We start from the raw sequence: 14,653 nt of genomic DNA, 5'->3' as shown, positions 1-14,653 counted from the left end.
GCGTCCCTGGCGGTGGAGCCTCGCGGTGTCCGCTCTGTGGAGCTGCGCGATCTCAGCCGCCGGACGCCCGGATGACGGCCCGCCCCGAGCCGTTAGGCTCACCCCGTGGCTGAGATCCAGATTCCCGCTGACATCAAGCCCGCCGACGGACGTTTCGGCGCGGGCCCCTCCAAGGTGCGCACGGAGGCGCTGGACGCGCTCGCCGCCACCGGTACCTCTCTGCTCGGCACCTCCCACCGCCAGGCCCCGGTCAAGAACCTGGTCGGCAAGGTGCGCGAGGGTGTGCGCGACCTCTTCTCCCTCCCCGAGGGGTACGAGGTGATCCTGGGCAACGGCGGCTCCACCGCCTTCTGGGACGTCGCGACGCACGGCCTCATCGAGAACAAGTCGCAGCACCTCAGCTTCGGCGAGTTCTCCTCCAAGTTCGCCAAGGCCTCGAAGCTCGCCCCGTGGCTCGCCGAGCCCACCGTGATCACGAGTGAGCCGGGCACGCACCCGGAGCCGCAGGCCGAGGCGGGCGTGGACGTCTACGCGTTCACGCACAACGAGACCTCGACCGGTGTCGCGGCCCCCATCAAGCGGGTGGCCGGCGCGGACGCGGGTTCCCTCGTCCTGGTGGACGCCACCTCCGGCGCGGGCGGCCTGCCGGTCGACATCGCCGAGACGGACGTCTACTACTTCGCCCCGCAGAAGTCCTTCGCCTCGGACGGCGGCCTCTGGCTCGCCGCGTTCTCCCCGGCGGCGATCGAGCGGGCCGAGCGCATCCACGCGAGCGGTCGGCACGTCCCGGAGTTCTTCAGCCTCCCCACGGCGATCGACAACTCCCGCAAGAACCAGACGTACAACACCCCGGCTCTCGCCACGCTCTTCCTGCTCGGCGAGCAGCTGGAGTGGATGAACAGCCAGGGCGGCCTGGACTTCACGACCGGCCGCACGGCCGCGTCGTCGCAGGCGCTCTACGGGTGGGCCGACGATTCGAAGTACGCGACGCCGTTCGTCACCGACCCGGCCAAGCGCTCGCAGGTCATCGGCACGATCGACTTCGCGGACGAGATCGACGCGGCGGCGGTCGCGAAGGCTCTGCGCGCGAACGGCATCGTGGACACGGAGCCTTACCGCAAGCTCGGCCGCAACCAGCTGCGCGTGGCGATGTTCCCGGCGATCGACCCGGCGGATATCGAGGCGCTCACGAAGTGCATCGACTACGTCATCGAGAAGCTCTAACGCTTTCGCTGTCAGCTGCGGGTGCTCCGTGCTCTGTACTCCGTGGCTGGTCGCGCAGTTCCCCGCGCCCCTTTGGGCGCGGGGAACTCTGCTTTTACCTGCTCAGCTGCTTGAACTTCCGTACCGCGAGCGGGAGGAACAAGAGGGAGATCGCCACCGGCCACACCACCGCCATCAGCACCGCGTTCTGCTCGACCCAGCTCGCCCCGCCCGCCCCGGGGTTGCCGAAGAGTTCGCGTGTCGCCGTGCCCGTGGAGGACACCGGGTTCCAGGCGGCGACCGGCGCCAGCCAGTCGGGCATCAGGGACGGCGCGACGAAGACGCTGGAGATCATGGTGAGCGGGAAGGCGACCGCGTAGAGCCCGCCCGCCGCCTCCGGGGTCGGCACCACGAGGCCCAGGAACACGCCGACCCAGATCAGGCTGAACCGCAGGAACAGCAGCAGGCCGAAGGCGGCCAGGGTCTCGAACAGCCCCGCGCTGGAACGCCAGCCGATGGCCAACGCCGTCAGCGCGAGGATCGTCAGCTCGGCGCAGGCCACGATCAGGTCGGCGAGACCGCGCCCCGCCGCCACCGCCGAAGGTGCCATCGGCATCGAGCGGAAGCGGTCGATGACGCCCTTGGAGGAGTCCGTGACCACCGCCATCGCGGTGTTCATGAAGCCGAAGGCCATGGTCATCACGAACATGCCGGGCATCAGGAACTGCTTGTAGTCACCGTCGTCGCCCCCGCCGGGCACCTTCATCGCCTCCCCGAAGACAAAGCCGTACAGCAGTACGGAGATGATCGGGAAGCCCAGCTGCCAGGCGATGTTGGCGGGCTGGCGCTTGAAGTGGGTGAGATAGCGCCGTGTGACGTTCCAGGTGTCGGCGAACGCCCAGTAGAGGCGTCCGTGCGGGGGCGGCGTGTCCGTGACGTCCGTGGTCAGTACGGCGCTCATGCCGCGACCTCCGTCTTCTTCTCGTCGATGTCGGCGCCTTCCGCGTTCGGTTGGGGCCCGGAGGGCTGCGTGGACTCCGTCCGGTGTCCCGTGAGGCGCAGGAACACGTCGTCGAGGCTCGGCCTGCGAAGGCCGATGTCCTCCACCGCGACCCCCTGGTCCTGAAGCGTCCGCGCCACGTCCGTCAGCGCGCCGACCCGGTCGGTCACGGCCGCCTGGACGCGCCGCTCCAGGTCGACGGCCTCGGGCACACCCGCCGCGACCCGGGCGACGGCCTCCATGGCCGCCGGGAGATCGGCGGCCTCGCGCACCACGACCTCCAGGTAGCTGCCGCCCACCGTGTTCTTCAGGCCGTCCGGGGTGTCGTCGGCGATGGCGCGGCCCTGGTCGATGACGGTGATCCGGGACGCCAGCTTGTCGGCCTCCTCCAGATACTGGGTGGTGAGCAGGACGGTCGTGCCGTCCGCGACCAACTTCCGCACGGTGTCCCAGACTTCGAGGCGGCTGCGCGGGTCGAGACCGGTGGTCGGCTCGTCCAGGAAGAGGACGGCGGGCGCGAGGATCATCGACGCGGCGAGGTCGAGCCTGCGCCGCATGCCTCCGCTGTACTGGCCCGCGCCCTTGTCTGCCGCGTCCGCCAGGTCGAACTGGTCGAGCAGTTCCTGGGCGCGTCGCGCGGCCCGCTTGCCGCCCAGGTGGAAGAGGCGGCCGAACATCTCCAGGTTCTGCCGCCCGGTGAGGACCTCGTCGACCGCCGCGTACTGGCCGGTCAGACCGATGCGGCCGCGCACGACGTCGGGTCGGCGCGCCACATCGGCGCCGGAGACCTCCGCACGCCCGCCGTCGAGGCGCACCAGTGTCGCGAGGATGCGTACGGCGGTGGTCTTGCCCGCGCCGTTCGGGCCGAGCAGTCCGTGCACCGTGCCGCGCTCCACACGCAGATCGAAGGCGTCCAGGGCCTTCTTCTCCCCGTAGCGCTTGTCGAGCCCCTCGGCCCGCACCGCGTAGTCGTCGTTCTCGCTCACTGCCACCCCTCCAGGCTTTGAGTACGCCGTACCCAATGGAGAGTACACCGTACTCAGTTTCGTGGGTACGGTGTACCCAATAAGCGATACGGCGATTAGGCTGAGCGCCATGACGAGCACGAACGGCGGCGGTGACGCCCAGCGCAACGGTGACGACACCCGGCGCACCGGCAGCGACATCGCCCGCAGCCTTGAACTGCTCTGGGGCGAGGGCGAACGCCCCACGCGGGGCCCCAAACCCGGACTCACCCTGGACCGGATCGTCACCGAGGCCGTGCGCCTCGCGGATGCCGAGGGGCTCACGGCGGTCTCGATGCGCCGCCTTTCCACGGAGCTCGGCACAGGCACGATGTCCCTGTACCGCTACGTCCCCGGCAAGAGCGAGCTGCTCGACCTGATGCTGGACCGCGTCTACTCACGGGCGGGCGACGCCGAGCCGCCGGGCGGCGGCTGGCGCGAGGCCGTGGAGGCGTACGCCCGCGAGACGCTCGCCCTCTACCGCGAGCACCCCTGGCTGCTCCAGGTGAACCAGGCCCGCCCGGTGCTCGGGCCCGGCTCGGTCGGCGGCCTGGAGCACGCCCTGTCCGGGATCAAGTCGATGAGCCTGACCGACCCCGAGCTGATCGGCGTGATCGTCATGGTCGAGGGGTACGTCACCGGGGTCGCCCGCACTCAAGTGCACGAGATGGAGGCGGTGCGGAAGAGCGGCCTGACGGACCAGGAGTTCTGGGAGGCGCAGCACCCCACCCTCAACCGGATCATGAGCAGCGGCCGCTATCCCCACCTCGCCGGGCTCTCCGACGACGCGTTCGGCTCACAGTTCGACCATTTCGAGTTCGGCCTCCAGCGCCTGCTCGACGGCCTGGATGTGCTGGTGGCCCGGCGCGAGGCCGCGAAGAAGTAACCCGCGCCCTCTCCCCCTGCCTCTCCCCCTTGGCTACTTCCGCCGGAACAGCCGCTTCAGGCCGAAGAAGGCGACGAGCACGGCGCCGACGGTCAGCGCGCCCACCTTGAGGTCACCGTCGAACCCGGAGCCCCCGCCGTCACCCGCGCCACCGGAACTCCCGCTGCTGGAACCCGAGTTGCCGCCACCGGCCCCCTCGACCTCGACGGGCTCGACCTGGCTCTGCTCGCCCTCGCTGCCGTACATGAGGGTCGTACCGTCCAGGGTGTACGTCACCGACTCGCCCTGCCGCTGGAGCGGCACGCTCAGCCGCCCCTGACGCTCGGGCTTCTTCCCCTCGCCCTTCCAGGTGTACGAGACCCCGCCGAGGTATCCGCGCAGAGCGAGCTGCTTCCCGTCGGGCGAGAAGGCACCGTCCGTGGTCCAGAGGCCGGTGTCGCCGAGGCGCTTGAAGACATTGGTCCCGGAGGCGGACATCCGCGCGGGCCCTTCGTACAGGCCGCCGCCCTCCTCCTTCTTGTCGGCGATGTAGATCCGCCCGGTCTTGGGGTGCACCATCATCGCCTCAGCGTCGCGCGGACCGCCCTCGTACTTCACCGTGTACTGCGTGGCCCGGACCGTCTGGTCGCCCAGTTTCTTCGGCTCGGGCAGCTTGTAGATCCACACGTGGGGCCAGGTGCCGCCGAGGTTGTCGCCGATGTCGCCGACGTAGATGTTGCCGTCGCTGCCGACGGAGATGGCCTCCACGTCACGGGGCGTCCCGACGCCCGTCATGGTGACGGTGGCGACGGTCTTGCCGGTCTTGCCGTCCACCGCGTAGATCAGCGCGCCGTTCTTGTCCTGGTCGTTGTGCGTCCAGTAGACGCCCGGGTGGGCGCGGGAGGCGGCGAGGCCGCTCGACTCGATGATGCGGGGGTCCTTGATGGTGAACCCGTCGTGGCTATCGTCGGCGGTGGCGGGGCCGACGGCGGCGGCGAGAAAGAGCAGGGCTCCGGCGCCGATGGCACCTGTGGCCCTCATGGCACCCATGGCACCCGTGGCACCCGTCGAAGAACGCAGTGAACGCATGGGCCAAGACTGCCACCCCGGCGCAGGGGGCTGTCGTCCGGCAGGTGGTCAGCCTCACATCGCAGGCCGGGGCGTTGATCCGGGATGATGAGCGGATGCTCAGGTTCATGTTCGTCGGCGACTCGATGACGATCGGCAGCGCGGGGGAACACACCTGGCGCCACCGGATGTGGCAGCACTTGCGGGCCTCGCTCGGAGACGCGGCTTTCGCCGTGGTGGGCCCGCGACAGGCGCTGCACGACAAGGATTCCGGCGAACCGGTCTCGTACGCGTACGCCTGCGAGGACCCGGACTTCCCGCGCCATCACCTCGCGGGCTGGGGCGAGGGCTGGCTGCACATGGCGCCGCGGATGGCGGAGGCGGTGCGGCGGGACAGGCCCGACGTCCTTCTCGTCTCGCTCGGCCTGATCGACCTGGGCTTCTACACGGACGCGGAACAGACGGCGCACAACGCACGCCGCTTCATCGCGGAGGCGAGATCGGCGAACCCGCGCGTCCGGCTCGTCCTGCTCCCCGTGATCCCGAACATCCGGGCCCGGACGGACGCCCCCTTCGCGGCGGAGGTCTCACGCTTCAACGTGCTCCTCGCGAAGGCGGTGGCGGACCTGGACACGGGCGCGTCCCCGCTGCTCCTCGCCTCGACGCCGCCGTCGTACGACATCGACGTCGACACGTACGACGGGACGCACCCGGGCGAGAGCGGCGAGCACAAACTGGCGGCGGCGTTCGCGGACGCGATGCACCAGGCGTGGGGTCTCGGCGCGCCGTACAGGACGACGCACCAGCCCATGACGCCCGAGTCACCCGTGTCACCCGTGTCGGCGCTGTCGCCTACCGGCTGAAGTTGGCCTTGAGGGCCTTGAGTCCGGCGATGTCCCACTTCGTGTACTGACCGGCGTACTTCTTGGCGCGGGCGTCGCTGCCGCCCTTGGCCCTGGCGTGGCCGCCGTTGGGCGAGCACATGACCGGCCGGTCCTTGCTGCTGTTGGAGACGCACTCGTAGGGGTCGGCGGTGTTGTTGGCGTCCGAGCCGTCCACGTTGGCGTGGTCGAGTCCTATCGAGTGCCCTATCTCGTGGCTCACCGTGTTCGAGATGAGCGTCGGGGAGGCCGCCCAGTCGCCCGGCTTCCAGTACTCACTGTCGAGCCATATCCATCCGCCCCAAGCGCTCTGGTTCGCACTGGCCGAGCAGGGGTGCGCCTGGGAGTAGCCCGGCTTGTTGCCGGGGGTGAAGGGGCGGTACTTCATCCCCACGGTGATGACGTGACGCTCGGCGGTGTTACAGGCGCTCTGCTCCTTGTGATAGCCGCTGGCCAGCGTGAACTTGGTCCCGGTCACCGAGGTCAGCTGGGCGGCGGTCTTCTTCAACTGCGCCCGCAGCTGCGCCTCCGCCTTCTTGGTCTGCGCGGCGGTGAGCTTGGTGGCGGACGCGCTGGGCTTGACGAGCTGAATGACGTACGGGTCGGGGCTGAGCGACTGTATTTGCCTCTGGGTCAGGATCTTCCATCCGGTGCCCTTGTAGACATCCCCCGCGGCATAGGCCGGATTGCTGAGCGCGACGAGCCCCACGGTGGCGGCGAGGACGCCAAGCGAGCGGACGATCTTTTTCACGGTCATGCCCCGCATCCTCACCCACCCCACCAACAACTCCCCAACGCCCTCTCCCCTCGGTCATCTCCCGCACCTCCCATATCTCGTGTCCCGTATCTCGTGTCCCGTATCTCGTGTCCCGTATCGAGAGCAGTGGAATCGAGAGCAGTGGAGTCGGGAGCGCTGGAGTCGGGAGCGCTGGAGTCGGGAGCGCTGAAATGGAGCGGGCGGGGTGGGCGGGGGTCGGTGGAGGTGGTCGCCCTCACCGGGGGGGGCACGCCTCACTCGGCCCGGGTAAGCCGGTTCGCAAGCGTCGACATCGTGTACGTACCGATGCCCATCACGACCTCAAGGGCGTTCCGCTCCGTGTGACCAGCCGCCAGGAACCCCTTCAGCTCGGCGTCCCCGACGCCACCCGCGGTCGCAAGCACCTCCAGCGTGAACTGCCGTACCGCCTCCAGCCGTTCATCGCCGAGCGCCCGCCCCTCACGCAACGCGGCGATCAGCTCGGCATCCGCGCCCAGCTTCCGCAGCTTGCCGGTGTGCATGGTCACGCAGATGTGGCAGTCGTTGCGCACGGCGACGGTCATGATGACGACTTCCCGGGCCACGGGATCCAACGTCGTGCGCTCGAAGGACGCGCTCAACTCCAGGAAGCCATTGAGCAGTTCGGGCGACTCGGCCAGACGGGCCACGGCACTGGGCGTCTTCCCGGAAGCCGCGGCCGTACGCTCCATCGCCGCGCGAGAGCCCTCCGGCGCGGTCTCCACAGTGTGCTCAGCGAACAAGGCGGACACGACGTACCCCCTACGATGGACAACATGGTTGACGAAAATAAAGTAAACCAGGTTGTCGATACCCGCAAGAGCGACGAGCCGGACGAGCCGTCGGTGTCGGAGCCGGAGCCGGAGAGCGACGACCGCCACGGCTTCGAGCTGCCCCTGCTCCTCTTCGCCGGGTTCCGCACCCTGATCGACCGGCTCCACGCCGAACTCGCCCGCCAGGGACACCCCGACGCCCGCCCCGCCCACGGCTTCGCGATGCAGGCGATCGGTGTGCGGGGCGCGAGCGCGAGCGAGGTGGGCCGCCGCCTCGGCGTCACCAAGCAGGCAGCGGGCAAGACCGTCGACCGCCTCATCACCCTCGGCTACGCGGAACGCACCGACGACCCGACCGACGCCCGCCGCAAACTGGTCCGCCTCACCCCGCACGGCATCGACGCGCTGACCCGCTCGGCGGCGATCTTCGAGGAGCTGCACGCACAGTGGGCGAAACAGCTCGGCGCCCGGCGCCTGCGCGCGATGGAGGACGACCTGCGCGCCGTCGTACCGCCGGACGTGTTCCGCCTGGACGCGGCGGGCTGGCTGGGCGGCTCGTGACCTTGTCCGCCTTCGGAGCGGATGTGGACCTCACCCGCACAGTCCTCGGCCTCACCCTCAAGACCGACGAGTTCCCCCGCGACTGATCACCCCTCGGCCCGCACCCTTGCATAGAGCGCACTTCAAGTCGTTGGCTGAGCAACCATGAAGTACACGCAGCTGGGACGCACAGGACTCAAGGTCAGCCGACTCGCGCTCGGGACCATGAACTTCGGGCCTCTGACCAACGAGCCCGACAGCCACACGATCATGGACGCCGCGCTCGACGCGGGCATCAACTACTTCGATACAGCCAATGTCTACGGGTGGGACGCGAACAAGGGCCGCACCGAGGAGATCCTCGGCACCTGGTTCACGCAGGGCGGCGAGCGGCGCGACAAGGTCGTGCTCGCCACCAAGATGTACGCGAACATGGCCACCGACGGGAAGCCGGCCTGGCCCAACCACGATCTGCTCTCGGCGGTCAACATCCGCCGGTCCGTGGAGGCATCGCTCAAGCGGCTGCAGACCGACTACATCGACATCTACCAGTTCCACCACATCGACCGCCGCACTCCCTTCGAGGAGATCTGGCAGGCGATCGACACCCTCATCACGCAGGGCAAGATCCTTTACGCGGGTTCGTCGAACTTCCCCGGGTACAAGATCGCCCAGGCCAACGAGATCGCCAAGCGGCGTGGCAGCTACGGCCTCGTCAGCGAGCAGTGCCTCTACAACCTCGCCGAGCGCAGCGCCGAGATGGAGGTCATCCCGGCCGCCCAGGACTACGGCCTCGGTGTCATCCCGTGGTCGCCGCTGCACAGCGGTCTGCTCGGCGGCGTGCTGAAGAAGGAGGGCGAGGGCAAGCGGCGCGCCGCCGGGCGTGCCGCCGAGGAGCTCGCGAAGCCCGAGGTGCGCGCGCAGGTGCAGGCGTACGAGGACCTGCTCGACAAGCACGGCCTCGCACCGGGCGAAGTGGCGCTCGCCTGGCTGCTCACCCGGCCCGGCATCACCGGGCCGATCGTCGGGCCGCGCACCTCGGAGCAGCTCACCAGCGCTCTGCGCGCGGTCGAGCTCGAACTCTCGGACGAGCTGCTCGGCGCGCTGGACGAGATCTTCCCGGGGCCCGGTCCTTCGCCTGAGTCCTTCGCCTGGTAGCAGGTGCCGGGCAGCAGGTAGCAGGTAGCAGCAGCTTTACCTTTACGCGGCCGCGGTCATCGCCATCGCCTCACTGGCCGACCGCGGCCGCCACCGCCACGACGACGAACATCAGCACGAGCACACCGGCCATGATCCGGTTCCTGGTTTTCGGGTCCACGTAGTCGAGGTTAACCGGCTCCGCCCAGCGGCCATCGACCGACCACCTCATAGCGGGGCCGCTCCCCCGCCACCCCAGTCCTGCCTCCGGCGGTTCTCTCCCCAACCCCGCCGCCCTTTCCCGAAACCCGCTGCGCGAGGGCCTTGTGCCTCGTGCCTTGTGCCTCGTGCCTTGTGCCTCGTGCCTTGTGCGTACCGTCATCACCGGCTTCGCCGAGTTCGTCCTCAAACGCCGGACGGGCTGCATGGAGGCTCCAGGGGGCGGACCCCCATGGTTTCGGCAAGGGGCGGCGTGGGGGAGAGGAAATCCTATGGATCACATAACCATCCGCCCCGCCGGCCCCGACGACATCCCCACCGTCCTCGCCCTCTTCGACGAGGCGGTCGCCTGGCTCGTCTCCCAGGGGCGTACGGGGCAGTGGGGCGATCAGCCCTGGTCGACGAGGCCGAAGACCGTCGCCCTGGTCGAGAAGTATCTGACCACCGGCTCCGCCTGGATCGCGGAGATCGACGGGGAGGCGGTCGGCACGGTGACACTGACTGACGGACCGGGGGCGTACATCGCGCCGGTGGACGAGCCGGAGCAGTACATCCACCTGCTGACCGCACGGAACGGCACGGGCGCGGGCGCCGCCCTCCTCGCGCACGCGGCAGAGGAAACCCGGAGCCAGGGGATCTCCCTGCTCCGGGTCGACTGCTACGCGGGCGGTGACGGCAAGCTCGTCGCGTTCTACGAGCGCAACGGCTTCACCCGGACCGAGGCGTTCGTCGAGAAGGACGGCACCTGGCCGGGCCAGATCCTGGCCCGGCGCGTCTAGTCACGGAGAACGGCCTACGCCGCCGTCGCCAGCTGCTCCCGCGGCACGAACTGCACATGCTGCTGCCCGCGCCGCAGATCCACCTTCAGCCGCAGGTTCGCGGCGCGGGCCAGCATCAGGCCGACCCCGACCGCGGCCACGGCGCAGATGAGGCCGCCTGCGGCCATGCTGACGCGCACCCCGTACGCGTCGGCGAGCCAGCCGAAGAGCGGGCCGCCCAGGGGCGTACCGCCGGTGAAGACCATCATGAAGAGGGACATGACGCGCCCCCGCATCTCGGGGTCCGTGGCCATCTGGACCGAGGAGTTGGCGGTGACGTTCACCGTCAGGCCGAGGATGCCGATCGGGACGATCAACGCCACGAACATCCACAGCTCGGGCGCGAACGCGGCCACGATCTGCAGCACGCCGAAGGCGATCGCGGCCCCGGCGAGCAGCCTCAGGCGGGAGGTGCCGCGGCGGGCCGCGAGCAGCGCCCCTGCCAACGAGCCGATCGCCATCAGGGTGTTGAAGAGCCCGTACATCCCCACGCCGCCGTGGAAGATGTCGTCCGCGAAGGCGCTCAGCCAGATCGGGAAGTTGAACCCGAAGGTGCCGACGAAGCCGACGAGGACGATCGGCCAGATCAGCTCGGGGTGCTTGGAGACGTAGTTCAGGCCTTCCTTCAGCTGCCCCTTGCCGCGCGGCTTGCGCGGGGTGGCGTGCAGCTCCCCGGTGCGCATCAGGAGCAGGCCGGTGAGCGGCGCGAGGAAAGACAGGCCGTTGGCGAGGAACGCCCAGCCGGGTCCGACGGCGGCGGTGAGACCACTCGCCACGGCGGGGCCGATGAGGCGCGCGGACTGGAAGTTCGCCGAGTTCAGCGAGACGGCGTTGCGGACCTGGTCGGGCCCCACCATCTCGGACACGAAGGACTGCCGGGTCGGGTTGTCGACGACCGTGACGAGGCCCGTGAAGAAGGCCGCGAGGTAGACGTGCCAGACCTGGACGTTGCCGCTCAGGGTGAGCGTGGCGAGGAACAGGCCGCTGATGCTCATCGCGCCCTGCGTACAGAAGAGCAGGCTCCGTTTGGCGAAACGGTCGGCGATGACACCGCCGTAGAGGCCGAACAGGAGCATCGGCAGGAACTGCATCGCGGTGGTGATACCGACCGCGGCCGAGGAGCCGGTGAGGCTCAGGACCAGCCAGTCCTGGGTGATGCGCGCCATCCATGTGCCGGTGTTGGAGACAACGGCGCCGGAGGCGAAGAGCCGGTAGTTGCGGATCTTCAGTGAGCTGAACATCGACGACTTGGCGGCGGGGGACTTGTCGAGGGCGGTTGGTGCGGGGGCGGAGTCTGCTCCGGATCCCGTACTCAAAGGCGGTTCGCCTCCTTGGCGTGGTGCGGTCGTACGGCACACGGCAGGTGACCGCCGTGTGCGCTGCTTACAGGTGCGCGAGCTTCTCCAGTACGGGAGCCGCGGCGCTCAAACGCGCCCACTCGTCGTCGTCGAGCTGCTCGGTCAGGTCGGCCAGCCAGGCATTCCGCTTGCGGCGGCTCTCCTCGAGCATGGCCTCGGCCGTCTCCGTCTGGGTCACCACCTTCTGGCGGCGGTCCTCGGGATGCGGCTCGAGCCGGACGAGACCCTTGGCTTCGAGCAACGCGACGATGCGGGTCATCGACGGCGGCTGCACGTGTTCCTTGCGGGCCAGCTCACCGGGGGTGGCGTGGCCGCAGCGGGCGAGGGTGCCGAGCACCGACATTTCGGTGGGGCTCAGCGACTCGTCGACCCGCTGATGCTTGAGTCGACGGGACAGGCGCATCACGGCGGAGCGCAGAGAGTTCACGGCGGCGGCGTCGTCACCATGGGAGAGGTCCGGCATGTTCGTTAGAGTAACTCATTACTCTAGCTAAAGACCACTCTGTTAACACGGCGGGTCCGACTGGTTCCGTTCAGGAGTCCCGCAGGGCTCTCACGGGGCGCCCCACAGGGCATCTCACCGGGCATCCCGAAGGGCACTCGTACGGTCCCGTCGGCGGCCCCGAGTGGCTCAAATGGCTCCACTGGCTTCCCGCGCCGAGGGCCACGGAACCCTTTCGTCACCCATATGAGTGAGGTGACTTCGGAAAGTGAGACACGGTCCGCGCGGCGGCAGCGACCCTGTCACGCATGGGATCGACAGTGCTCAGCCTGCGAATAGACGGTGAGCTGCTCGACCGGCTCAAGCAGCACGCCGCGAAAAGGGGAATGAGCGTCCAGGACTACGTGGTCGGGACGCTCATCCGTGGAGACTTCGACGAACGCTTCCAGAGCGCCGTCGAGGAGACGGAAAAGTTCTACGGGGCGGCCTGATGGCCGCCCCGTAGGCACTGAGACGTAAGACCGGCCGCCGTTTGAGACGTAAGACCGGCCGCCTTTTACGTGAGGCCGAGCGCCGGCATCAGGTAGTAGAAGGCGAAGACGGCCGACACGACGTACATCGCGGCGGGCACCTCACGGCCGCGGCCCGACGCGAGGCGCAGCACGGTGAAGCTGATGAAGCCGATGCCGATGCCGTTCGTGATCGAGTACGTGAACGGCATCATCAGCATCGTCAGGAACGCCGGGATCGCGATGGTGAAGTCGCTCCAGTCGATCTTGCCGATCGAGCCGGACAGGATCAGGAAGCCGACCGCGAGCAGCGCGGGCGTGGCCGCCTGGGACGGCACCATCGTCGCGATGGGCGTGAGGAACAGCGCCACCGCGAAGAGGGCGCCGGTGACGATGTTGGCGAAGCCCGTACGCGCGCCTTCGCCGACGCCCGCCGTGGACTCCACGAAGCAGGTGGTGGCCGACGCGGACGAGGCGCCACCCGCGGCGACCGCGATGCCGTCGACGAACAGGACCTTGTTCATGCCCGGCATGTTGCCGTTGGCGTCGGTCAGCTTGGCCTCGTCGCCGATGCCCATGATCGTGCCCATGGCGTCGAAGAAGCAGGACAGCAGCACGGTGAAGACGAAGAGGATGCCGGTGAGCAGGCCGACCTTCTCGAAGCCGCCGAACAGGCTGATCTGACCGACGAGACCGAAGTCCGGCGTGCTGACCGGGTTGCCCGGCCACTCGGGCGTCGTCAGACCCCAGGAGGGGATCGTCGCGACCGCGTTGACGATCATCGCCACGATCGTCATGACGACGATGCTGATGAGGATCGCGCCGGGCACCTTGCGCACGAGCAGGCAGAGCGTGAGCAGCGCGCCGAGCACGAAGATCAGGACGGGCCAGCCGTTGAGGTGTCCGTCGGCGCCGAGCTGCAGCGGAACCGTGGTGTGCGCGGCGTCCGGCATGCGCGAGACGAAGCCGGAGTCGACGAGGCCGATCAGCATGATGAAGAGGCCGATACCGATCGCGATGCCCTTGCGCAGGCCGAGCGGCACGGCGCTCATCACGCGTTCCCGCAGGCCGGTCGCCACGAGCAGCATCACGACGAAGCCCGCGAGGACGACCATGCCCATCGCGTCGGGCCACGACATGCGCGGCGCGAGCTGGAGGGCGACCACGGTGTTCACGCCGAGGCCCGCGGCGAGCGCGATCGGCACATTGCCGATGACGCCCATCAGGAGCGTGGTGAAGGCCGCGGTGAGCACGGTCGCCGTGACCAGCTGCTTGTTGTCGAGCTGGTGCCCGTACATGTCCTTCGCGCTGCCCAGGATGATCGGGTTGAGCACGATGATGTAGGCCATGGCGAAGAAGGTGGCGAAGCCGCCGCGGACCTCTCGGACGAGGGTCGAGCCCCGTTCGGTGATCTTGAAGAAGCCGTCGATGCCACCCTGCGGGGGCTTCGGCGGCTCTTTGCTGGCGTCGACCGGGGTGGTGGCCGAGGAAGGCATGCGGGACCTCGCGGGCTCAGAGAAGAGGAAGATCATTAAGTGGCGGATTCTGATTGCTTTGTTTGTTCTTACGAAAACAACCAGCCATTAACGAGTCGTTTCAGTATGAATACATGAGAGGGAAATCGCTATCTCCGCGCGTAGACCCTTGCGGCACCAGGGCGAACCGGCCCCCTCAGTGCCCCCTCGGGGCCCCGGCCCGACGACTCGTAAGCTAGGCGCATGGAGAAGTGGACACCCAAGCACGACGCGCCGGAGCCCCTGGAGGGCCCCGTCGTCGCCACCATCACGGGCGGCACGATCCTCTGGTTCGTCCTCTTTCTCGTGCAGCTCCCGTTCTACGGCTGGTTCGACGACCGCGATGCCACCTGGTGGGTGTGGACCTGCCTGGCCGGTGCGGGCCTCGGCCTGATCGGCATCTGGTACGTGCGGGGCCGCGACGCGGCGATCAAGCGGAACGCGGAGCACAAGGCGGCGCCGGCCACGGAGTAATCAGTTCCGCCGAGGTCCGGGAGCCACCCGTACAACCACGGGAGGGTCCTTGTCCTACCGTGGTCGGATCTTT

The 14,653-nt window shown here is 68.8% G+C and carries 16 protein-coding genes; 8 read left to right on the top strand and 8 right to left on the bottom strand.

The features are described from left to right. Nucleotides 1–105 precede the first annotated feature (105 nt). The gene (serC, locus tag ACZ5CR_RS29235; protein ID WP_468862722.1) at nt 106–1,224 is read left to right on the top strand and encodes a phosphoserine transaminase; all 1,119 of its coding nucleotides are present in this window, start codon (nt 106–108) and stop codon (nt 1,222–1,224) included. A gap of 94 nt (nt 1,225–1,318) precedes the next feature. Here serC and ACZ5CR_RS29230 read toward each other — a convergent pair whose 3' ends face one another. Then, nucleotides 1,319–2,164 (bottom strand): ABC transporter permease, encoded by an 846-nt coding sequence (locus ACZ5CR_RS29230; protein ID WP_468862720.1) that lies wholly within the window; start codon nt 2,162–2,164, stop codon nt 1,319–1,321. Beyond that, nucleotides 2,161–3,300: an ATP-binding cassette domain-containing protein gene (locus ACZ5CR_RS29225; protein ID WP_468862717.1), complete on the bottom strand. Its 1,140-nt coding sequence runs from the start codon at nt 3,298–3,300 to the stop codon at nt 2,161–2,163. The genes ACZ5CR_RS29230 and ACZ5CR_RS29225 overlap by 4 nt, the downstream gene beginning before the upstream one ends. Here ACZ5CR_RS29225 and ACZ5CR_RS29220 point away from each other — a divergent pair. Further along, complete coding sequence (locus ACZ5CR_RS29220) at nt 3,299–4,093, top strand: TetR/AcrR family transcriptional regulator (RefSeq protein WP_468862715.1); 795 nt, start codon at nt 3,299–3,301, stop codon at nt 4,091–4,093. The two genes, ACZ5CR_RS29225 and ACZ5CR_RS29220, sit on opposite strands and share 2 nt — an antisense overlap. A 33-nt stretch (nt 4,094–4,126) precedes the next feature. Here the strand turns inward: ACZ5CR_RS29220 and ACZ5CR_RS29215 are convergent, their stop codons facing one another. After that, nucleotides 4,127–5,113, bottom strand: coding sequence for a TolB-like translocation protein (locus ACZ5CR_RS29215; protein WP_468862714.1), 987 nt, complete (start codon nt 5,111–5,113; stop codon nt 4,127–4,129). Between the two features lie 143 nt (nt 5,114–5,256). Here ACZ5CR_RS29215 and ACZ5CR_RS29210 point away from each other — a divergent pair, with 143 nt between their 5' ends. Next, complete coding sequence (locus tag ACZ5CR_RS29210) at nt 5,257–6,003, top strand: GDSL-type esterase/lipase family protein (RefSeq protein ID WP_468862712.1); 747 nt, start codon at nt 5,257–5,259, stop codon at nt 6,001–6,003. Here the strand turns inward: ACZ5CR_RS29210 and ACZ5CR_RS29205 are convergent. Then, complete coding sequence (locus ACZ5CR_RS29205) at nt 5,993–6,778, bottom strand: zinc metalloprotease (protein WP_468862710.1); 786 nt, start codon at nt 6,776–6,778, stop codon at nt 5,993–5,995. The two genes, ACZ5CR_RS29210 and ACZ5CR_RS29205, sit on opposite strands and share 11 nt — an antisense overlap. Before the next feature lie 254 nt (nt 6,779–7,032). After that, nucleotides 7,033–7,539: a carboxymuconolactone decarboxylase family protein gene (locus ACZ5CR_RS29200; protein ID WP_468862881.1), complete on the bottom strand. Its 507-nt coding sequence runs from the start codon at nt 7,537–7,539 to the stop codon at nt 7,033–7,035. Nucleotides 7,540–7,563: 24 nt separating this feature from the next. Between ACZ5CR_RS29200 and ACZ5CR_RS29195 the strand changes: the two genes are divergently transcribed. From ACZ5CR_RS29195 to ACZ5CR_RS29185, 3 genes are all read left to right on the top strand, one after another. Beyond that, the gene (locus tag ACZ5CR_RS29195) at nt 7,564–8,130 is read left to right on the top strand and encodes a MarR family winged helix-turn-helix transcriptional regulator (protein WP_468862708.1); all 567 of its coding nucleotides are present in this window, start codon (nt 7,564–7,566) and stop codon (nt 8,128–8,130) included. 144 nt (nt 8,131–8,274) lie between these two features. After that, a complete protein-coding gene (locus ACZ5CR_RS29190; protein ID WP_468862706.1) occupies nt 8,275–9,267 on the top strand; it encodes an aldo/keto reductase in 993 nt (330 codons plus the stop codon). Between the two features lie 470 nt (nt 9,268–9,737). Then, nucleotides 9,738–10,244 (top strand): GNAT family N-acetyltransferase, encoded by a 507-nt coding sequence (locus ACZ5CR_RS29185; RefSeq protein WP_468862704.1) that lies wholly within the window; start codon nt 9,738–9,740, stop codon nt 10,242–10,244. A gap of 14 nt (nt 10,245–10,258) precedes the next feature. Here ACZ5CR_RS29185 and ACZ5CR_RS29180 read toward each other — a convergent pair whose 3' ends face one another. Next, complete coding sequence (locus tag ACZ5CR_RS29180; RefSeq protein WP_468862702.1) at nt 10,259–11,599, bottom strand: MFS transporter; 1,341 nt, start codon at nt 11,597–11,599, stop codon at nt 10,259–10,261. A gap of 67 nt (nt 11,600–11,666) precedes the next feature. Continuing rightward, nucleotides 11,667–12,104, bottom strand: a complete 438-nt coding sequence (locus tag ACZ5CR_RS29175; protein WP_468862700.1) for a MarR family winged helix-turn-helix transcriptional regulator — start codon at nt 12,102–12,104, stop codon at nt 11,667–11,669. Nucleotides 12,105–12,391: 287 nt separating this feature from the next. Here ACZ5CR_RS29175 and ACZ5CR_RS29170 point away from each other — a divergent pair, with 287 nt between their 5' ends. After that, entirely contained in the window at nt 12,392–12,574 is a 183-nt protein-coding gene (locus ACZ5CR_RS29170; protein ID WP_363211910.1) for a ribbon-helix-helix protein, CopG family, read from the top strand. 65 nt (nt 12,575–12,639) lie between these two features. On the opposite strand, the gene ACZ5CR_RS29165 is transcribed toward ACZ5CR_RS29170, so the two are convergent. Continuing rightward, a complete protein-coding gene (locus tag ACZ5CR_RS29165) occupies nt 12,640–14,088 on the bottom strand; it encodes an NCS2 family permease (RefSeq protein ID WP_468862698.1) in 1,449 nt (482 codons plus the stop codon). 222 nt (nt 14,089–14,310) lie between these two features. On the opposite strand from ACZ5CR_RS29165, the gene ACZ5CR_RS29160 reads away from it, so the two are divergent. Then, nucleotides 14,311–14,580 (top strand): DUF2530 domain-containing protein, encoded by a 270-nt coding sequence (locus tag ACZ5CR_RS29160; protein WP_468862695.1) that lies wholly within the window; start codon nt 14,311–14,313, stop codon nt 14,578–14,580. Nucleotides 14,581–14,653 lie beyond the last annotated feature (73 nt).

It is taken from the genome of Streptomyces sp. NPDC031274 (assembly GCF_055570235.1).
This window is presented reverse-complemented; position numbering and strand designations above follow the sequence as displayed.